Source organism: Roseburia sp. AM51-8 (assembly GCF_003478275.1).
Classification (GTDB): Bacteria; Bacillota; Clostridia; order Lachnospirales; family Lachnospiraceae; genus Pararoseburia; species Pararoseburia lenta.
This window is the reverse complement of record NZ_QUEY01000002.1, coordinates 416,042-432,980: the sequence shown is the minus strand read 5'-3', so window position 1 is coordinate 432,980 and position 16,939 is coordinate 416,042. Positions and strand designations below refer to the sequence as shown.

Here is a 16,939-nt window from a genome sequence, read left to right as displayed (position 1 = left end):
GGAATATTGCTTATCTTTGCCTAATTTTTAAAGACCGGTCCGTCTTTTGGCAGGAAAGAGTCGAAAATAAAGATGTCGAAATCATCCTTACGATCTTCCAACTGCTGCTGGCTCTTGATCGTCCATGCCACTGCCGGTGCGTGATAGAGTTTGCGACATAAAGTGCGCGACAGATCCTTATAATACTTATGATGGTAGGCAATAAAATCCGGGCTGATCAGGAAATTGACCAGCATATGATGGGTAATGCCATAAACAACCTTGGGCATGTCAGTCATGCCCTCCTTTATGTAGGAGTCGGATAAGATACCACGCACGATCTCCTTGCGATTGCGGCGATACCAGAGCACGGCTAAAGGGTGAAAAGACTCGACGCAGTAAAGCCCCTTATAGTCCTGTAACAGAGCATCTGCCATCTCGCATACCTTGGCGCTCATGCCAGGCACCTTGTATTCAATAATGAGCGGCACCTTGCCGTCAATCAGGCGCAGAACTTCCTCAAAGGTCGGAATGGTCTGATCAGACTTGCAGATATGATAGCCCTGCAACTCCTCAAAAGTCAGGTCGCGCACCTTGACATCTGCCCCACAAATACGCTTCAAGTCAAAATCATGGCATACGACCATGATCTCATCCTTGGTCAACTGCACATCCAGTTCGATCCCGTATCCGGCATCCACTGCTTTTTGAAAAGCATTCAGGGAATTTTCCGGTGCGTTGGTCTCATTGTCATGTAAACCACGGTGGGCATACAAGCGCCCTTGAAAAGGTGTAAAATCCGGACGGTTTATCATGCGCGGCATGATCATGAGTAAATAAAGTACAACAATAACTAAGATGATAATTCCTATCACTTTTAAAACAGTAAGCATCTTGTGTCCCTTCTTTCTTGTCATTTGTAAAAACTATGCCTGTTTTTTCGTTTTAGACAAACAAGAATGCCACGCGCAAAAAGTCTTGCGCATGGCATTTACATCCTATACTATATTATCCGCGAACTTCCAACATCTTGTTCTTGAGTTCGGTCTCCAGACGCTGCATTTCCTGTTCAGCCGCCTGTCTCTTTGCACGTCCATCCTCCTGAATCTTCATGACTTCATCAAAGGTTGAGATCAGGGTCTCATTGGTATGCTGTAAAGTCTCCATATCCACGATACCACGTTCGGACTCCTTGGCTGTCTCAACAGATGCGGTCTTTAAGAGGTCTGCATTCTTCTTGAGCAGTTCGTTGGTAACATCGGTTACTTCGCGTTGTGCCTTGGCTGCCTGATTGGAATGTTCGATACCAAGGGCAAGTACCATCTGGCTCTTCCAAAGAGGAATCGTGTTGACCAATGTTGACTGGATCTTTTCTGCCATCATGGTGTCATTGTTCTGTACCAAGCGGATCTGCGGTGCTGTCTGGATCGAGATCATACGAGTCAGTTCCAGATCATGCAGTTTCTTCTCGAAACGATCGCACATAGCCTCGATATCCTTGGCTGCCTGTGCATCCTCCGGCAGATTGCTTGCCTGTGCCTTTGCCTTGGCTTCTGCAAGTTCCCCATTTCTGACTTCTTCCAGTTTCTGCTTGCCGGCAATGATATACATGGATAATTCCTTGAAATAGGAAAGGTTGGCATCATACATCTTATCCAAAAGTGCAATATCCTTCATCAGTGTTACCTGATGCTTCTCCAATGCCTGACATACATTGTTGACATTGGTCTCTGTCTTGTCATACTTTGCCTTGAGTTCGGTCACTTTGTTGGCAGACTTTTTAAAGAGTCCTAAAATTCCCTTGTCCTCCTCTGTGATCTCAAAACTCTTGAGTTCCACGACCAGACCGGATAACATATCTCCGACTTCGCCCATGTCCTTGGTGCGTACATTTTTCAGTGCATTTTCGGAAAAATCAGCCATCTTCTTCTGGGTTCCTGCGCCATACTGTAAGATAGCCTGTGAGTTGTGCAGATCGATCTTCTGTGAAAAGTCCTCGACCATCTTCTTTTCTTCTGCTGTCAGATTGTTCTCGTTAAATGCAGAATCTGCCACAAACTCTGTCTCCTCTGCGACTGTGCTCGGCAATTCCTGCGTGTCCGGTGTCTCTCCAAATGTCAGTGTAGGCGTTGTCGTAAAATCCTTAAATTCTTCTCCCATGTCTCTTCTCCTTGTCCTTTTTATTTATGATCTATTTCTTTGCTGAAAAATCGTCTTCTTTCAGACCTTCCTGTGCCAACATAGTGTTGAGCACCGAGATATCGGAAGAAATATCCCATGCACGGTCTGCAAATAAAGAGTCCAGCAATTTTTCAAATGCCACGTTCAATGAATCTACGGCATCTTCAATCTCATGCTTGGTCTTGGTCACATTCTCACCGGCTACCGGCTGTGCATCCAGTTCGCGGTAAGAGTCTAATAACTTCTCCGTCATCGGCAGATAGTATTCCATCATCTTGTGCAGATCTCCTGCCACCTCCGGATGGATCTTGACTTCTTCAAAAATACGCTGTACCAGTTGCTCCATCTTATCCAGTTTGCGGGAGATCTCCTCACCCGGAATGGCATCGTTGCACTCTCTGATATGGGCAACATAACGCTGTCCCTCCGCAATGAGTTTGCGACATTCTTCCGGCAACTTGTCTTCTTCTGCCTCTTTTGCTTTCTTCTCTGCCTGCTCTTTTTTGAAGTCCTCACGCGCCATCTGGTACTGCTCATAAGTACGGTCTGATAAGATCAGATATTTATTATCATAGTCCAGATGTGCCTGATAGAAAAGATGCTGTCCGATCATCTTCTCCAGATCCTTCATGGTATAGTCTACGGATTTGCCAACCTTTTTTGCCAGTTCCTCCACGGATATGTAAGCATGTTCCTCCAAACGATAGGTATATTTTGAAAAACGGCTGAGCATTTTAAACCTGTTGGTGCCACCGATCCCCAATGCCGTACCGCCGACTGCCATGGCAAGGAATAAGATCAGCGGTGCCAGGAAATAGGATCCGGCAACGCCAAATGCGAATGCCATCACGGCTGAAAAGAAAATACCAAGACCCATGAGGGGATAACCGATCGCCATCATCAGGACACAGGATGCCTTTGCCGGGCTCTTGTCATAAAGAGGAAGTCCCTGACTTGCTGCCATATCCGCGCGCTGACGTGCGCTCATGTCATTTGCCATCTGCGCCACACCGCCTGCCATCTGGGCTGCGGCTTGCCCAAAGGCTCTGCCCATGCCACCAGCCATGCGCCCCATATTGCCTGCCATACGTCCCATATCTCCAGCCATGCGTCCCATATCACCCGCCATACGATTTCTGTCATTTGCTCTTTGGGAGGCATCGCGCATAGAGGAAGATACCCCTTTGCTAAATGAGTAGAGTGCGCCATTGACCATATCACCGATGGAACCCGCCAAATCTCCAAAGTCTCCACTGTTGATCGCATCATTGACCGCATCTTTTAATTCTTCGCCCAAATCATCCCAATTATTATCTGCCATAAAAAGAACGCCTCCGCATACCATAAAAATCTAGTTTTATGATATACGAAAGCGCCTGAAATTGCAATGTTTGTAAAGATTTCCTTTCTTCTGTTATTGTAGCGGAATCACGAAGAAATCACTTTCTTCATAATGCGCCCCGCCATCGGCATCTGTCTTCGGATAATTCTTTTGTAAAAGGATTGCCTCCACCTGATCTGCTTCGATCACCCGATCCAAAGCAAACAGGCTTTCATAGGCAGTCTGACTGTCATCCGTATAGCCGTAATTTCCGCCATTTGCCAATGGGTATAAGAGACTGCCATCTTTTAATTTTACCCCAAAGAAGGTCGGTACCGCATTGTCTTCATTTGCCTGGTCAATTAAATATCCATTTTCTATCTTTGACATTTCATAGTCCTTTCGCGCGCTTCTATAAAGCGTGTGCGAAGCGTCCTTCGTTTTCGCCTTACATATATTAGACAGCAGATTGCGGAAAAAATCTCATAATATAAAAAATCTGTTTAACATTTTTTAAACATAAAAGTTCTATGCTAGGGCATAGAAAGATAACAAACGGCATACCGCATGCCGTATTATAAGGAGAATTTATCATGAAAAAAGAAGTATGTGTGATCACCGGTGGGGGCAGTGGCATGGGACTGGCTGCTGCAAAATATATGCCTAAGGAAAAGATCATCCTTGTAACAGGGCGAACATTGGCAAAATTGGAACGTGCCGTAACAGAATTACAGGAAGCAGGATACGAAGCCTATGCCAAGACCTGCGACACCTCAGTTCGTTCTCAGGTGCAGGAGTTAGCAGCATATGCCGCCGAACTGGGCGAAATCAAAAATGTGATCCATGCCGCCGGGCTTTCCCCTGCCATGGCAGATCCTGAGAAACTGCTCCGCGTCAATGCACTTGGCACCGTCTATATCAATCAGGAGTTTTCAAAATATATGAAAGCAGGTAGCGTGATCGTTGACATTTCCTCCAATTCCGCCTATATGATCCCGGGATTTCTGGCAAATAAAAAGACTTTCACTCTGGCTGATACCGACGAAGATCTCTTCTTAAAAAAATGTCTGAAACTACCTAAGATGCTAAAAGATGATTACAAGTCTTCCGGTCTGGCTTACGGTCTGTCCAAGAAATTCGTCATCTGGTATGCTGCCAAATGCGCTTTTGATTACGGATCAAAAGGCATCCGTGTCTGCTCTTTGAGTCCGGGACTAATTGCTACGGATATGGGAAATCTGGAAGCCAAAGAAGGCGGCTCACTCCTAGAAACGGCTGCAGAAAAACGCATGGGTACGCCGGAAGAACTCGGCTTTGCGATCGCTTCTGTTGCTGATGAACGTAACGGCTATCTTGCCGGTGTCGATGTATTAGTGGATGGTGGAAGCACGATCGGGCGTAATTGTAGATAGATCTATGCTTCAAATCCAAGATAAAAACCATTGCAAACTTTCCTCTTATCATATATCATTTACATAGTTAAGCATTTTTAGGAGGATACAATGTTAAAAAGTTATCTGATCACATTTTTTATTTCCATGGTTCCGATCGTGGAACTCCGAGGCGCGATTCCCTATGGTACACTGTTATGTAACCCACCGGTTCCGCTTCTTCAGGCATACATTATCTCGATCATCGGTAATATGCTCCCGGTTCCGATCATTTTCTTCTTTGCAAGAAAGGTGCTGGAGTGGGGCGCAGATAAGCCGATCATCGGCGGCTTCTTTACCTGGTGTCTGAAAAAAGGCCACAAGGGTGGTGCAAAGTTACAGGCAAAAGCCGGACGCGGACTCTATGTTGCCCTGCTTTTGTTCGTAGGTATCCCACTTCCGGGCACAGGCGCATGGACAGGTACACTGGCAGCCTCTTTCCTTGATATGGATTTCAAAAAAAGCACGATCTCCGTTATGGGCGGCGTTCTTCTTGCCGGCGTCATCATCGGAGTGCTCTCCGCAGTCGGAATTAACGTCCTGAAATAAAATCTTCATATGCAAAAAGAGTTACCGGTTCTAGTCAGATTCTTTCACAAGATATCTGCCAACCTGTAACTCTTTTTTATTGGCATACATAATATTTTAATTTCTATTTAATCAAACTGGAAGACATTCAAAAACTGCTTTGCACGTTCCGTCTTTGGATTGGTGAAAAATTCTTCCGGCGCTGCTTCTTCTAAGATCTTTCCCTGGTCGATAAATACAACTTTATCCGCAACTGCCTTGGCAAACTGCATCTCGTGTGTCACGATGATCATCGTCCTGCCCTGCTTTGCCAGATCCAGCATAACATCCAAGACCTCGCGTACCATTTCCGGATCCAGAGCCGCTGTCACCTCGTCAAAAAGCAGGATTTCCGGGTGCATACAGAGCGCACGCACAATGGCAACTCTCTGCTTTTGTCCACCGGACAACTGTCTTGGGTAACTGTTTGCCTTATCTTCCAAACCGACACGCTTGAGCAATTCTCTTGCTTCCGCCTGTACTTCTTCTTTTTTTCTTTTCTGCACCTTGATCGGTGCGATCGTGATATTGTCTAAAACACTCAAATGTGGAAAGAGATCGTAACTCTGGAACACCATGCCGATCTTTTGACGCAACTCTTCCAGATTGTCTTTTCCTACGGTCTTGCCCTCTAAGATGACCTGACCTCCCTGGATCGGTTCCAATGCATTGATGCAGCGCAGCAGGGTACTTTTTCCACAACCACTCGGTCCGACCACAACGACAACCTGCCCCTGTTCGATCTCTAAATTCACACCGTCCAAAATGCGGTTGCCCTCATATTCTTTTATCAGATCTTTTACCTGAAGTAATGCTTCTGCCACTTTACTTCCTCCTTTACGCCTAGGCTATGTTCCATTTTTTCTCAAGGTATCTCGCCAGCATACTGATCGGCCAGCACACCAAAAAGTACAAAATGAAAACAATCAAAAAGACACCAAATGCCGCATTCGGGCTGGTCATACGATTTGCTTCGATGATCTGCTGTGCCACTTTTAACATTTCCACAACACCGATCATCAGCACCAGACTGGTCGTCTTTATCATACGCGTGATCAGGTTGATCGACAAGGGGATCAAACGCTGGATCGTCTGCGGAATGATAATGTAAATATAGGTCTGACGTTTGGTAAGTCCCAAGGCTTCACTGCTTTCAAACTGATGCTTTGGAATACTGATGAGCGCCCCACGCACGAGATCTCCCATCTCCGCCGTTCCCCACAGAACAAATACGATTACGGATGCAACCTCGCCGGATAAATTCCAGCCCAAGGCTCGTGTCGTACCGAAATATACAATAAATAACAAGACCAACTGTGGCATGATACGGATGATCTCCAGATAGACACGGAAAATTACTTTTACCACACGGTTTTTTACTGTCATCAGCGCACCAACCAAGACGCCCAGAGGCAGGCTGATCAAAATGGAAAACAGACTGATCTTCATTGCCACCCAAAGACCGGACAGGAGGCGCAACATATTGCTTCCCTTAAAAAGGACATCAATCCCCAAATCCAGCATAGCGCACTCTCCTTTCCAGCCAGGTTCCAAGCAAAGAAACCGGCAATAAGATGATCAGGTAGAATACTACCAAGAGGAAAAGGCTCTCTGTCGTCTTATAGTAAAGTCCGATCAGATCCTTTGCCGTAAACATGAGATCCATCAAACTGATGGCACTGAATACACTTGTCTCCTTTAATAAGAAGATAACATTTGCCACAAATGCCGGAATACTGACGGAAACTGCCTGTGGCAGAACGATATAACGCATAACCTGCGCACGGTTCATGCCAAGACTGAGGGCGCTTTCACTCTGGATCTTTGCTACAGATTCCAGACCACTGCGGAAAGCCTCTGCCATATAAGATCCACCAAGGAATGCCAGACCAACGACACCGCAAGTCTCCGGCTGCATCATGATGCCGATCTTTGGAAAGCCATAATAAATAAAGAATAACTGCACCAAAAGCGGTGTATTTCGGCTGATCTCAATATAAACGGCTACGATCTGTCTTGCGACCGGCACCTTATGATACTGAATCATGGCACAGATCAGACCTAGCAGGATAGCGAATGCGATACCGATCAGACCGATCTTGACTGTCAGCACTGCCGCTCTTTCATACATTGGTAAATACTTTGTCAGAAATGCTATATCCATGGTATCGCGTTCTCCTTTCCTGTATTTTTCAAATTCTTACTTACTCTGTTTTGCCACCTTCTACTACAAGGCTGTCTTCATAATCTGTTCCGTAAGTATCTACTAATGTCTCTTCGTAATCTTTGTGGAAGAAGTTTTCCTGTCCTAATGTCTCGATCTCGCTGTTGATCCACTCACGAAGGCTGTCATTTCCCTTTGTCACTGCAGGAGCGATCGTATCCTTGTTGCCAAGTTCAGAAATACCTACGGTATAACCCTTGTTCTGAAGTGCAAATGCGATAACTTCTGTGTTGTCATTTGCCCATGCAACAGATGTTCCGTTCTGGAAGGCTTCTTTTGCAGTTGCATAGGAATCAAATTTCTGTAATGGGATATCCGGATAATTCTCTGTCAGATATGTCTCAGCGGTTGTTCCTGAAATAACAATGATGGAATCATCTTTGTTCCAGTTATCCAGACTCTTAATCACATTGTCTTCTCTGGAAACAACACCAAGTGCTACATTCATGTATGGAAGTGCAAAATCAACTTCCTGTGCTCTTTCTTCGGTAACGGTAAAGTTGGCTAAGATAACGTCAACCTTGCCTGTCTGCAAATATTCGATACGGTTTGCAGCCTCTGTAGATACGAAATTGACTTTTACGCCAAGATCCTTTGCCAGACGGTTTGCAAAGTAAACATCATATCCCTGATACTCGCCGTTCTCATCCACATAACCAAATGGGTTTTTGTCGGAAAATACACCGATGTTGATAGTTCCATCTTCCTTGATCTCGTCTAAGGTACGATAACTTCCTGATGCTGCATCAGATCCGCTTGCTGTATCTGATTTTGCACTGTCGGAATTGGAACTTCCGCATGCTACCAATCCTACGGTCAGGATACTGGCTACTGCCACTGCTAATAATTTCTTTATTTTCAAATTCTTCATTTTAAGTTCTCCTTTTTGTAATTAGTAAATTTCTCTTTTATCTTCCTATATCTTATACTACGCACGATTTTTGGCCTTGTGACTCGTAACTTATCAGACTGTCTCAAGCGCCGGCGTATTTCCTCTCAAACCGAATTTGCAAAACCGCAAAAGTCTTACATCAAAATAGAGCAACAACAACAGTCGCATCTCTCCATTTCTGATTCTGCTTGAGAGTTCTGCATTCGTGCGTAGCACATACATCGCGTTGTTTTTTCATGTAACACTTTCATGTTTTTGCCTCCTTTTCTTTTCGATGTTTCCGATTATATCCCACTATTCCTATCGTGTCAATAGAATAGTGGGAGAAAATTTAACTGCCCTTGTATTTGTGAAGATACAAGAGCAGTTATAAGAATTGCGTTGTGTTGTATAGAATTCAGATCATCAAATCTCAATTGATCATTTACGAAATCAGATCTGCATAGTCTTCCGGTGTAAAACGATGATAAATGATATGACAGCCTTCCTCATGAAAACAATAATAATAAGGATCGTTCTCGCGGTCTTTGCAATGGATGGCATAATCAAAGTCTGCATCCTGCATATCCTGGATCTCAACCGCCTGACTATATTTGCCAAACAAAGTCAAGAGTTTCTCCCTACTGCAATCATGCGTCTGCACCAGAGCGACCAGTTCCTCTAAAAATCCGTCATCGTGCATATTCGCATGCACATATGCCACACCTTCTTCCGGGATCTCGATACAAAAGCGTCCCTGTTTGCTGCTGCAACGGACATTTCCCAGTGTCCGGGTCACCGTTTCCGGCAAGGCATGCAGGACATCCAGCATTTCTTCCTCGCTCATCTGCCTGCCAAAGAAATGGCAAAGGGATGTCAGGGGGAAATAGAGGCGGATGACCTCCCGCCGATAGCCCAGTTTGATCTGTTCTTCCCAGATAAAGTCCATGAGATTTTTTGCAAGGCGTTCATAGCCTGCTTGCATTTTTCCGGTATTTCTTTGCTTCACATCTTTTTCTCTCAATTGTTCTTCACCTGCCTTTACGTAATGCAAGGCATTTTCATGCTGGTGTTCTATTTCTTCTGCTGTCAACATCCGGTGTCGTTTTGCAGGACTTCCCAACACAAGACTCCCATCCGCCACCTGCATTCCCTGGGTAACCAATGCGCCGGCTCCCACCATACAATCCATACCAATGTGTGCTCCATTCAGAACAATTGCACCCATACCAATAATCGTATTATCCGCGATCGTGCAACCATGCAGAATGGCACCGTGTCCAATGGAAACATTTTCTCCGATTTCTACCGGGTACCCGTCTCCTGCATGTATGCAGACATTATCCTGCACATTGCTGTTCCGCCCGATCCTGATCGGCGCCGTATCCGCCCGAAGCGTCGCATTATGCCATATGCTGACACCCTCTGCCACCGATACATCGCCTGTCATGACCGAAGAATCTGCCTGATACCACTTTTTTTTCATTACCAGTCTCCTTTTGCAAAGGATTATGCCTGCGCTTCTTCCTTTGCGCCAAATAATTTTTTCAAACAAGAAAATGCAACACAGACACCTAAGACCATCAAAAGGAGGGCAACGATAAATTGCAGACCATCTACTAAGAAGGTTGCCTGACCACTTGCGATATTGCGAACCAGAGCAATGGTCTTCTGGATCAGTGCTGTAAATGTAACTGCTAACATAATAAACATTGGTGCGTATAATGTCCAGCCTGTTCTTCCTGTTGTCTTTAAGAATACAGAAAGCGCGATCAAAACCAAGGCTGCTAACAACTGGTTGGCAGAACCAAAGAGTGGCCATACATTGTTGTATCCGCCCAGTGTCAAAAGATAACCAAAGAATAAGGTGATGACGGTTGCAAAATATTTATTGGTGAGCACTTTCTGCCATCCCGGCATTTTGGACGTATCTGTGGTATCTCCAAGGAAAAGTTCCTGGAAGGACATACGACCGATTCTTGCGACTGAATCCAGAGATGTCAAAGCCAGTGCAGATACGCACATGGTCATAAATACGGTTGCCACCTGTACCGGCAATCCCAATTTTTCCAAGAAACCTGCAACGCCGGTAGAGAAGATGGAAAATGGTGTTCCCTCCGGCTTTGTACCATTGACGGCAACGGCACCTACAACAACCAGCGCAACGATACCAAGCAGTGATTCTACGACCATGGCTCCGTAACCAACCATCGGCATATCTTTTTCATTGCTGATCGTCTTAGAAGATGTACCGGAAGATACCAGACTGTGGAATCCGGAAACAGCACCGCAGGCGATCGTTACAAAGAGGGTCGGGAAGAGATAACTTCCGTCTACATTAAAGCCATTAAAAGCATTGAGCTGCATAGTCGGATGTGCGACGAGGACACCAACAACCGCACCGATGATCATGCCCAATAGCATAAAGGTTGTCATATAATCTCTCGGCTGCATCAAAAGCCACATTGGCATAACCGATGCTAAAAAGAGGTAAGCCATGATGATGTAGATCCATGCTGTCTTGGTTGCATAGATCGGGAAATGCATACCCAGTGCAAACATGCCGACCAAAAGTGCGATAGCAAGAACGGCTCTGACCCACTCTTTCATCTGTCCGACGCATTTTTGAATAACGCCAAAAATGATGGCAACTACGATAAACAACATAGAAATAGAAGCGGCAGCAGAATCTGCATATGCTGTCGTTTCGCTCATGTCAGCCACACCCTTTCCTACAAAGGTACCGGCAACCATATCGGTAAAGGCTGCGATAACGAGGAGGGTAAAGAGCCAGCAGAAAAGCATAAACAACTTTCTTCCTGTCTTGCCGATATACTTTTCAATGATCATTCCCATGGACTTTCCTTCATTTTTAACAGAGGCATATAAGGCTCCAAAGTCCTGTACTGCTCCGAAAAAGAGTCCTCCGATAATCAACCAAAGGAGTACCGGCACCCAGCCGAATACAGATGCTAAGATCGGTCCGGTGACAGGACCTGCACCTGCAATGGATGAAAATTGATGGGAAAATACCGTAAACTTAGATGACGGTACATAGTCCTCTCCATCCTCATGTGTGTACGCCGGGGTCTTTGCCTTTGGATCGATCCCCCATTTGTTTGCCAGCCATCTTCCATAAAACAGATAGCCGGCGCCAAGTGCTACAATTCCGATTAAAACAATAACTAATCCATTCATGTCTTTTTCCGCGCTCACGCGGCTCCCTTCTAAAAATTTCTAGCAAAGAGTCTATGTACTAAAAAAGCCTCCGTCTTTAGCACTCACTAAAGACGAAGGCTCTATGCTTCCGCGTTACCACTTTAATTGCCACAAAATGTGACCTCTCAACCTCATCACCGCAATCCATCTTGCAGAAATAAGTCTCCATATAACGGTGGAAACCGGTGGCACCTACTGACCAGGAAGGTATTCAGCGCACTGCTCGCAGAGGATAATCAAAAGAACCATACCTTGTCTCGCACCAACCGACAAGTCTCTGCACTGTATGAGATGTCCTCATGATCTTGTTCTGTTCCTTGCATTTACTCTTTGTTTGTTCTTAAATTACCACCGGTTTTTTTCAATGTCAACAAATTTTCTTATAATTATTCCACGATATCTGCAATTTTGTGAATAATTTAAAGTTTTTCCAGGTTTTCCCGTGCATTTTTATGAACTATTTTACTGCTTTTGTATGGTTACCTCCAGATATTCATTCTCGAAATCGCTTCCGCTATCTTCTGCTGTCTGCGTATTCAACGCGATTCTTACAGGAGGTGATACACTCATGGATGCGCTGGAGCCATCCGTATATTCTACGCTGCAATCGATCACAACCTGACTCAGGATCTCCTCCAAAGCCTGTCTTTGGCTTGCTGTCAAGATCCGGCAGAAGCGGAGGATATCTTTTCCCTCTGCCTCGACAAACTGCTCAAATTCTGCTTGCTTCATATTGATTATCCTTTTTGTCTATTTCTCACATCGATGTAAGATTCCCTTACACCTTTATATTGTCATCAATTGCCTTTGGGTTTTGTGTTTCTAAAATCTTTATTAAGAATTTCATTTCGCCATACACTTCCCATAATCTGTGCTAAAATATACCATAATAAGACGTTTATATGGGAGGCATCATGAAAAAACACGTACAAAGATTTTTTTCCATACTGGCTATTATATTATTCTTCGTTATCACATACTACATGGGACGACCGCTGGTTGCCTTTGTATCCGAGCCGGGAGCCTTTCAGGCATGGGTAGATGCACAGGGTTTTGTCGGCGTTCTCCTCTTTCTTGGTATGCTGGTCTTGCAGGTCTTTGCCGCCATCATTCCGGGTGGTCCTTTTGAGATCGCAGCAGGCTATGCTTTCGGCATTGTAAAAGGAAGTCTGATCTGCGCCATCGGTACCACCCTTGGCAGTATGGTTGTCTTTTTCCTCGTCCGCCGTTTCGGACACAAATTCCTGCATCTGTTCGTTGAAGATACAGAATTGGAAAAATTGACTTTCTTAAAAGATCACAAAAAAATGGAGAGCATCCTCTTTCTCTTGTTCCTCATTCCAGGAACGCCCAAAGATCTGCTCTCCTACTTTGTAGGGCTTACGGATATCTCCGTTTCCCACTGGCTCTTTATTTGTTTTGTCGGCAGACTGCCCGCCATTATCCTGTCCGTCCTCAGCGGACATGCTCTGAGCAATGCCCAGTACCATATCGCGGTTATTAGTTTTGCCATCATTGTGATCGCCGCAGGGCTTGGCGCCTACTTTGTCAGCAAGCACAAAAATAAAGAATGACCCCAGACACATGCTTATGTCAGATGCGATCGTTTGTGACAGACTTCATAATCGCACAAGTGCGCCTCTATCCTAATGATCTGTGATCGTCCTAACTGCCGTCTGGATGGCTTCCATTACCCCCTGGGTGCCAAGGCGACTAACATTTAAGCACAGGTCGTAGTTACCGGCGTATCCCCAATCTTGTCCGGTATAGCGCAAATGATATGCACGTCTTCTCTCATCCGTTTCTTTGACCGTTTCTTTTGCCTTGCGCACAGAAACACCGTGTTTTTTTGCAATGGTTTCTACACGTTGCTCGACTTGCCCCATCAGGAAAATGCGAAGCGCATCCTCTCTATCACAATAGGCATAGTTGCCACATCTCCCCAACAAAATAAAGTCGTCCTCAGGCATAATCTCACTCAACGCCTGCTTTGGTCGTTTGTAAAGTGCCTGATCATCCTCAGCCAACAAAATACTATACGACAAGGTATCCACCGGATTTTCACCATAGAAATCCGGGAAACGATCAAGTGTACCCTTGCTACGGATCAAATCGCTCACTTTTTTCCGATCATAAAACGGGAGTTGATACATTTTTGCAAGTTCCTGTCCGATCAAATCTCCCTGACAGCCGCACTCGCGCGCTAATGTTATAATCATACGTTTTCCCTCCTATAATAATCCGGCAAATACCGATGAAAATACCACGGTAAGCAGACCTGTGACTGCAATGGCAAGACTGCTCATGGCACCTTCGACCTCTCCGAGTTCCATTGCCTTGGCTGTACCAATGGCATGCGCAGATGCTCCAAAGGACAATCCCTTTGCGATAGGATCTGTAATGCGAAAGATCTTGCAAATGGCTTCGCCCATGATATTTCCCAAGACTCCGGTCACCACGATAACAGCAACCGTGATCGTCACATAGCCGCCCAACTCCTCCGATAGTCCCATACCGATCGCTGTCGTGATCGACTTTGGCAAGAGTGTAACATATTCCTGGTGGGACAACCCAAGCAAAAGAGACAGGACAAATACGGTTCCCATGCTGGTAAAAACACCTGCCAGGATACCCAGAAGTACTGCCCGCCAATGCCTTTTTAAAAGCTGCCACTGCTCATATAAAGGAATAGCAAGACAGACTGTTGCCGGGGTCAAAAACCAACTCAGATATTTGGCACCTGCATCATAAGTGTCATAGTCTACATCCGCGACCACCAAGACCAAGATCGTGATCACAATGGAGATCAAGAGTGGATTTAGAATGCCGAGTTTAAACTTTTTCTTTAAAAAGGATCCTGCCAGATAAGCAAGCAGCTGATAGTCACGCCCGCAAATAAAGATTCCTGAAAAAAACTATTCATCTGCCTGCTCCTTTCCTTCTGCTTTTTCGGTCTTTTTCTGCTCTTTTCGGATCACAGTTTGTGATACCAATCCTGTCGCCGCAGCAGCAGTGATCAGACTGACGACTGTAATCAGGCTGACCGGGAGCAACATAGGCTTGAGCACACCCCAGGACACCATCAATCCGACTCCCGCCGGGATAAACATGACCGGCATGATTTCAATCAGGAACTTGCCTGCGTCACGCACCGATTCCAATTTGACGATTCTCGTCATCAAAGCAAGAAACAGGAGAACCATGCCATAGATACTTGCCGGGATTGGCAGGGGCAAGAGATACTTGAGACCTTCCCCCATAAAAGTGATCACCAAGATGATCAAAAATTGTTTTAAAAACTTCATTTCTTCTTCCTTATACTTCATAGATATAGTATGTGCAGTTTTGCGCACAAAAAAATAACTGCTGGCGCTTATGCACCAACAGTTATTATAGTAACTCTTTTATTCTTCTGTCAAACTAAATCTTGCAACAATCTCATCCATGCTGGTTGCCTGTGCTGACAACTCCTCACTGGTTGCAGAAGTCTCTTCTGCGGTTGCTGAGTTGGACTGGATAATATCTGCAATACGTGTAACACCTGCATCTGCCTGTCCCATTGACTCAGCCTGCTGTACGGATGTCTCACTGATGCCCTTAGAGTTATCTGCCAATTGATGAATAGCCTCTACTACTTCAACCAAGACTTTTTCTGTTCTCTCTGCTGCCTTGTTACCAACTTCGATCTCACGGATAGATTCCTCAATCAGTTCTCTGGTATTGACAGCGGACTTAGCACTCTGCTCAGCCAAGGTACGGATCTGATCTGCAACGACTGCAAATCCTTTACCTGCTTCACCTGCTCTTGCAGCCTCAATAGAAGCATTCAAAGACAGAAGGTTTGTCTGGCTTGCTATATCTTCGATTTCTGTAATGACAGAACCGATCTTCTCAGATGTCTCACTGATGCGGTTCATAGCCTCTACCATGACGCTCATTTCGTTGCGGCTGCTCTCTGCCTCACCGGCAACACGCTCTGCTTCTGCATATGCGTCATTGGTCTGATCTACTGTATTGTTCAATCCATTGGTAATCTCATCAATGGTAGCCTGCATCTGCTGTGCAGAAGCAGCCTGATCTGTAGCACCTTCAGCCAAAGCCTGTGATGCCTCTGCCAGGTTCAATGCTCCGGCAGATACCATTTCAGAAGCCTCACGGACTTCCTTCAAAGTTCCATCGATCTGAATCTTCATCTCACGGATAGAATCCAGAAGTGGACGGAAGTCTCCGGTATATTCTTCTTCGCAGGAAGTTTGGATATTGAAGTTACCATTGCTCATTTGTCCCAGCAAGTTCTCCATATCTGCGAAGATAACAGACAACTTAGTCGTTGTATCTGTAACAGACTGTACCATTTCGCCCAGTTCATCATCGTTGTGATACTCTGGGAATGGGGATGTCAGATCACCCTGTGCGAATGTCTCTAATCTCCTTGCCAGATCATCCATCGGCTGTGCGATATCCTTGGCAATCTTGCCGCCGATCTTGGTTGCAAGGATACATGCTGCAACAATGATCACAATGATCAGCAACAACATGATAAGTTCCATCTTTTGCAAAGATGAATGTGTCTTATCACCTAACTGATGTTATCATCCATCAAACCCTGAAATGCCTCTGAGGCTGTTGCATATGCAGGTGCCAGTTCATCAAAAGCAGCATCCTGTGCCTTCTTTGACTGTTCTGCGTCAGTTGTTGCACCCATTTTCAGAATCTTGGCATCCACTTCTAAGTAATTATCCAATGTTGCGACAATATTATTGTAATCTTTCTCGCCAGCCTTGGCAACAATTGATTTCTTGATTTCCGGCAATGCGGCCTGTAAGTCCTCCACTGCCTGATCATGAATCTCTACCATCTGATCAATCTGACTCTGGTCGCTGTAACCGATCGCGCCTCGTGTTGCACTTCGAACATCTGCCAGATCTGCCATCGCCTGTCCGATATCTCCCTGGGGGAATGCATAATTCGTCAATACTTTATTGTACTGCGATGCAACCACAAATAAAAGAATTGCTGCGATGATCGCTGCCACACTGGCAATCAAAACAGTGATCAGCGAACTCACTGTCAACCTTCTTTGAATCCTCATTTTCTCTAGTTTCTCTAACATACTTTTCCCCTTGTCGTGAATGAAATATTATATA

18 protein-coding genes, 1 pseudogene and 1 other annotated feature are annotated in these 16,939 nt (G+C 45.3%); of the genes and pseudogenes, 3 read left to right on the top strand and 16 right to left on the bottom strand.

Annotated features, from left to right (window positions below):
• Window positions 1-20: 20 nt before the first annotated feature.
• The 4 genes from DW996_RS05815 to DW996_RS05800 all read right to left on the bottom strand — a co-directional run bounded on the left by DW996_RS05815 (window position 21) and on the right by DW996_RS05800 (window position 3,871).
• Window positions 21-896, bottom strand: a complete 876-nt coding sequence (locus DW996_RS05815; protein WP_243098683.1) for a glycerophosphodiester phosphodiesterase family protein — start codon at window positions 894-896, stop codon at window positions 21-23.
• Between the two features lie 91 nt (window positions 897-987).
• Window positions 988-2,139, bottom strand: coding sequence for a toxic anion resistance protein (locus DW996_RS05810; protein WP_118535142.1), 1,152 nt, complete (start codon window positions 2,137-2,139; stop codon window positions 988-990).
• A gap of 31 nt (window positions 2,140-2,170) precedes the next feature.
• On the bottom strand, window positions 2,171-3,481 hold the full coding sequence (locus tag DW996_RS05805; protein WP_158575237.1) for a 5-bromo-4-chloroindolyl phosphate hydrolysis family protein: 1,311 nt from the start codon (window positions 3,479-3,481) through the stop codon (window positions 2,171-2,173).
• A gap of 93 nt (window positions 3,482-3,574) precedes the next feature.
• Window positions 3,575-3,871: a hypothetical protein gene (locus tag DW996_RS05800; protein ID WP_118535140.1), complete on the bottom strand. Its 297-nt coding sequence runs from the start codon at window positions 3,869-3,871 to the stop codon at window positions 3,575-3,577.
• 203 nt (window positions 3,872-4,074) lie between these two features.
• On the opposite strand from DW996_RS05800, the gene DW996_RS05795 reads away from it, so the two are divergent.
• Window positions 4,075-4,893, top strand: a complete 819-nt coding sequence (locus DW996_RS05795) for an SDR family NAD(P)-dependent oxidoreductase (RefSeq protein ID WP_118535139.1) — start codon at window positions 4,075-4,077, stop codon at window positions 4,891-4,893.
• A 90-nt stretch (window positions 4,894-4,983) separates the two neighbouring features.
• Entirely contained in the window at window positions 4,984-5,460 is a 477-nt protein-coding gene (locus DW996_RS05790) for a COG2426 family protein (RefSeq protein WP_118280336.1), read from the top strand.
• Between the two features lie 107 nt (window positions 5,461-5,567).
• Here the strand turns inward: DW996_RS05790 and DW996_RS05785 are convergent, their stop codons facing one another.
• From DW996_RS05785 to DW996_RS05750, 7 genes are all read right to left on the bottom strand, one after another.
• On the bottom strand, window positions 5,568-6,302 hold the full coding sequence (locus DW996_RS05785) for an amino acid ABC transporter ATP-binding protein (RefSeq protein ID WP_118535138.1): 735 nt from the start codon (window positions 6,300-6,302) through the stop codon (window positions 5,568-5,570).
• 19 nt (window positions 6,303-6,321) lie between these two features.
• Window positions 6,322-7,002: an amino acid ABC transporter permease gene (locus tag DW996_RS05780; protein ID WP_118535137.1), complete on the bottom strand. Its 681-nt coding sequence runs from the start codon at window positions 7,000-7,002 to the stop codon at window positions 6,322-6,324.
• Window positions 6,983-7,642: an amino acid ABC transporter permease gene (locus DW996_RS05775; protein WP_118535136.1), complete on the bottom strand. Its 660-nt coding sequence runs from the start codon at window positions 7,640-7,642 to the stop codon at window positions 6,983-6,985. Before DW996_RS05775 ends, DW996_RS05780 begins: the two co-directional genes overlap by 20 nt.
• Window positions 7,643-7,682: 40 nt before the next feature.
• A complete protein-coding gene (locus tag DW996_RS05770; RefSeq protein WP_118535135.1) occupies window positions 7,683-8,573 on the bottom strand; it encodes a transporter substrate-binding domain-containing protein in 891 nt (296 codons plus the stop codon).
• A 445-nt stretch (window positions 8,574-9,018) separates the two neighbouring features.
• On the bottom strand, window positions 9,019-10,059 hold the full coding sequence (locus tag DW996_RS13270; RefSeq protein ID WP_243098682.1) for a DUF3877 family protein: 1,041 nt from the start codon (window positions 10,057-10,059) through the stop codon (window positions 9,019-9,021).
• 23 nt (window positions 10,060-10,082) lie between these two features.
• Window positions 10,083-11,771: a carbon starvation CstA family protein gene (locus DW996_RS05755; RefSeq protein ID WP_118280694.1), complete on the bottom strand. Its 1,689-nt coding sequence runs from the start codon at window positions 11,769-11,771 to the stop codon at window positions 10,083-10,085.
• A gap of 85 nt (window positions 11,772-11,856) precedes the next feature.
• Window positions 11,857-12,119 (bottom strand) — a binding site (T-box leader).
• Window positions 12,120-12,254: 135 nt separating this feature from the next.
• Window positions 12,255-12,524 carry a hypothetical protein gene (locus DW996_RS05750; RefSeq protein ID WP_118535134.1) on the bottom strand — a complete coding sequence of 90 codons (270 nt, stop codon included), beginning with the start codon at window positions 12,522-12,524 and terminating at the stop codon, window positions 12,255-12,257.
• Window positions 12,525-12,706: 182 nt separating this feature from the next.
• Between DW996_RS05750 and DW996_RS05745 the strand changes: the two genes are divergently transcribed.
• Complete coding sequence (locus DW996_RS05745; protein ID WP_118280342.1) at window positions 12,707-13,366, top strand: TVP38/TMEM64 family protein; 660 nt, start codon at window positions 12,707-12,709, stop codon at window positions 13,364-13,366.
• Between the two features lie 72 nt (window positions 13,367-13,438).
• Here the strand turns inward: DW996_RS05745 and DW996_RS05740 are convergent, their stop codons facing one another.
• The 5 genes and pseudogenes from DW996_RS05740 to DW996_RS05720 form a co-directional block, all read right to left on the bottom strand.
• Complete coding sequence (locus DW996_RS05740) at window positions 13,439-14,011, bottom strand: cytidylate kinase-like family protein (RefSeq protein ID WP_118280343.1); 573 nt, start codon at window positions 14,009-14,011, stop codon at window positions 13,439-13,441.
• Window positions 14,012-14,023: 12 nt separating this feature from the next.
• Window positions 14,024-14,715 (bottom strand): annotated as a pseudogene (locus DW996_RS05735) (LrgB family protein).
• Window positions 14,708-15,097, bottom strand: coding sequence for a CidA/LrgA family protein (locus tag DW996_RS05730; protein ID WP_118280345.1), 390 nt, complete (start codon window positions 15,095-15,097; stop codon window positions 14,708-14,710). The pseudogene DW996_RS05735 and the gene DW996_RS05730 overlap by 8 nt, the downstream one beginning before the upstream one ends.
• A 99-nt stretch (window positions 15,098-15,196) precedes the next feature.
• A complete protein-coding gene (locus DW996_RS05725; protein ID WP_158575235.1) occupies window positions 15,197-16,330 on the bottom strand; it encodes a methyl-accepting chemotaxis protein in 1,134 nt (377 codons plus the stop codon).
• Window positions 16,331-16,371: 41 nt separating this feature from the next.
• Window positions 16,372-16,884, bottom strand: coding sequence for an MCP four helix bundle domain-containing protein (locus DW996_RS05720; RefSeq protein ID WP_279220148.1), 513 nt, complete (start codon window positions 16,882-16,884; stop codon window positions 16,372-16,374).
• Window positions 16,885-16,939 lie beyond the last annotated feature (55 nt).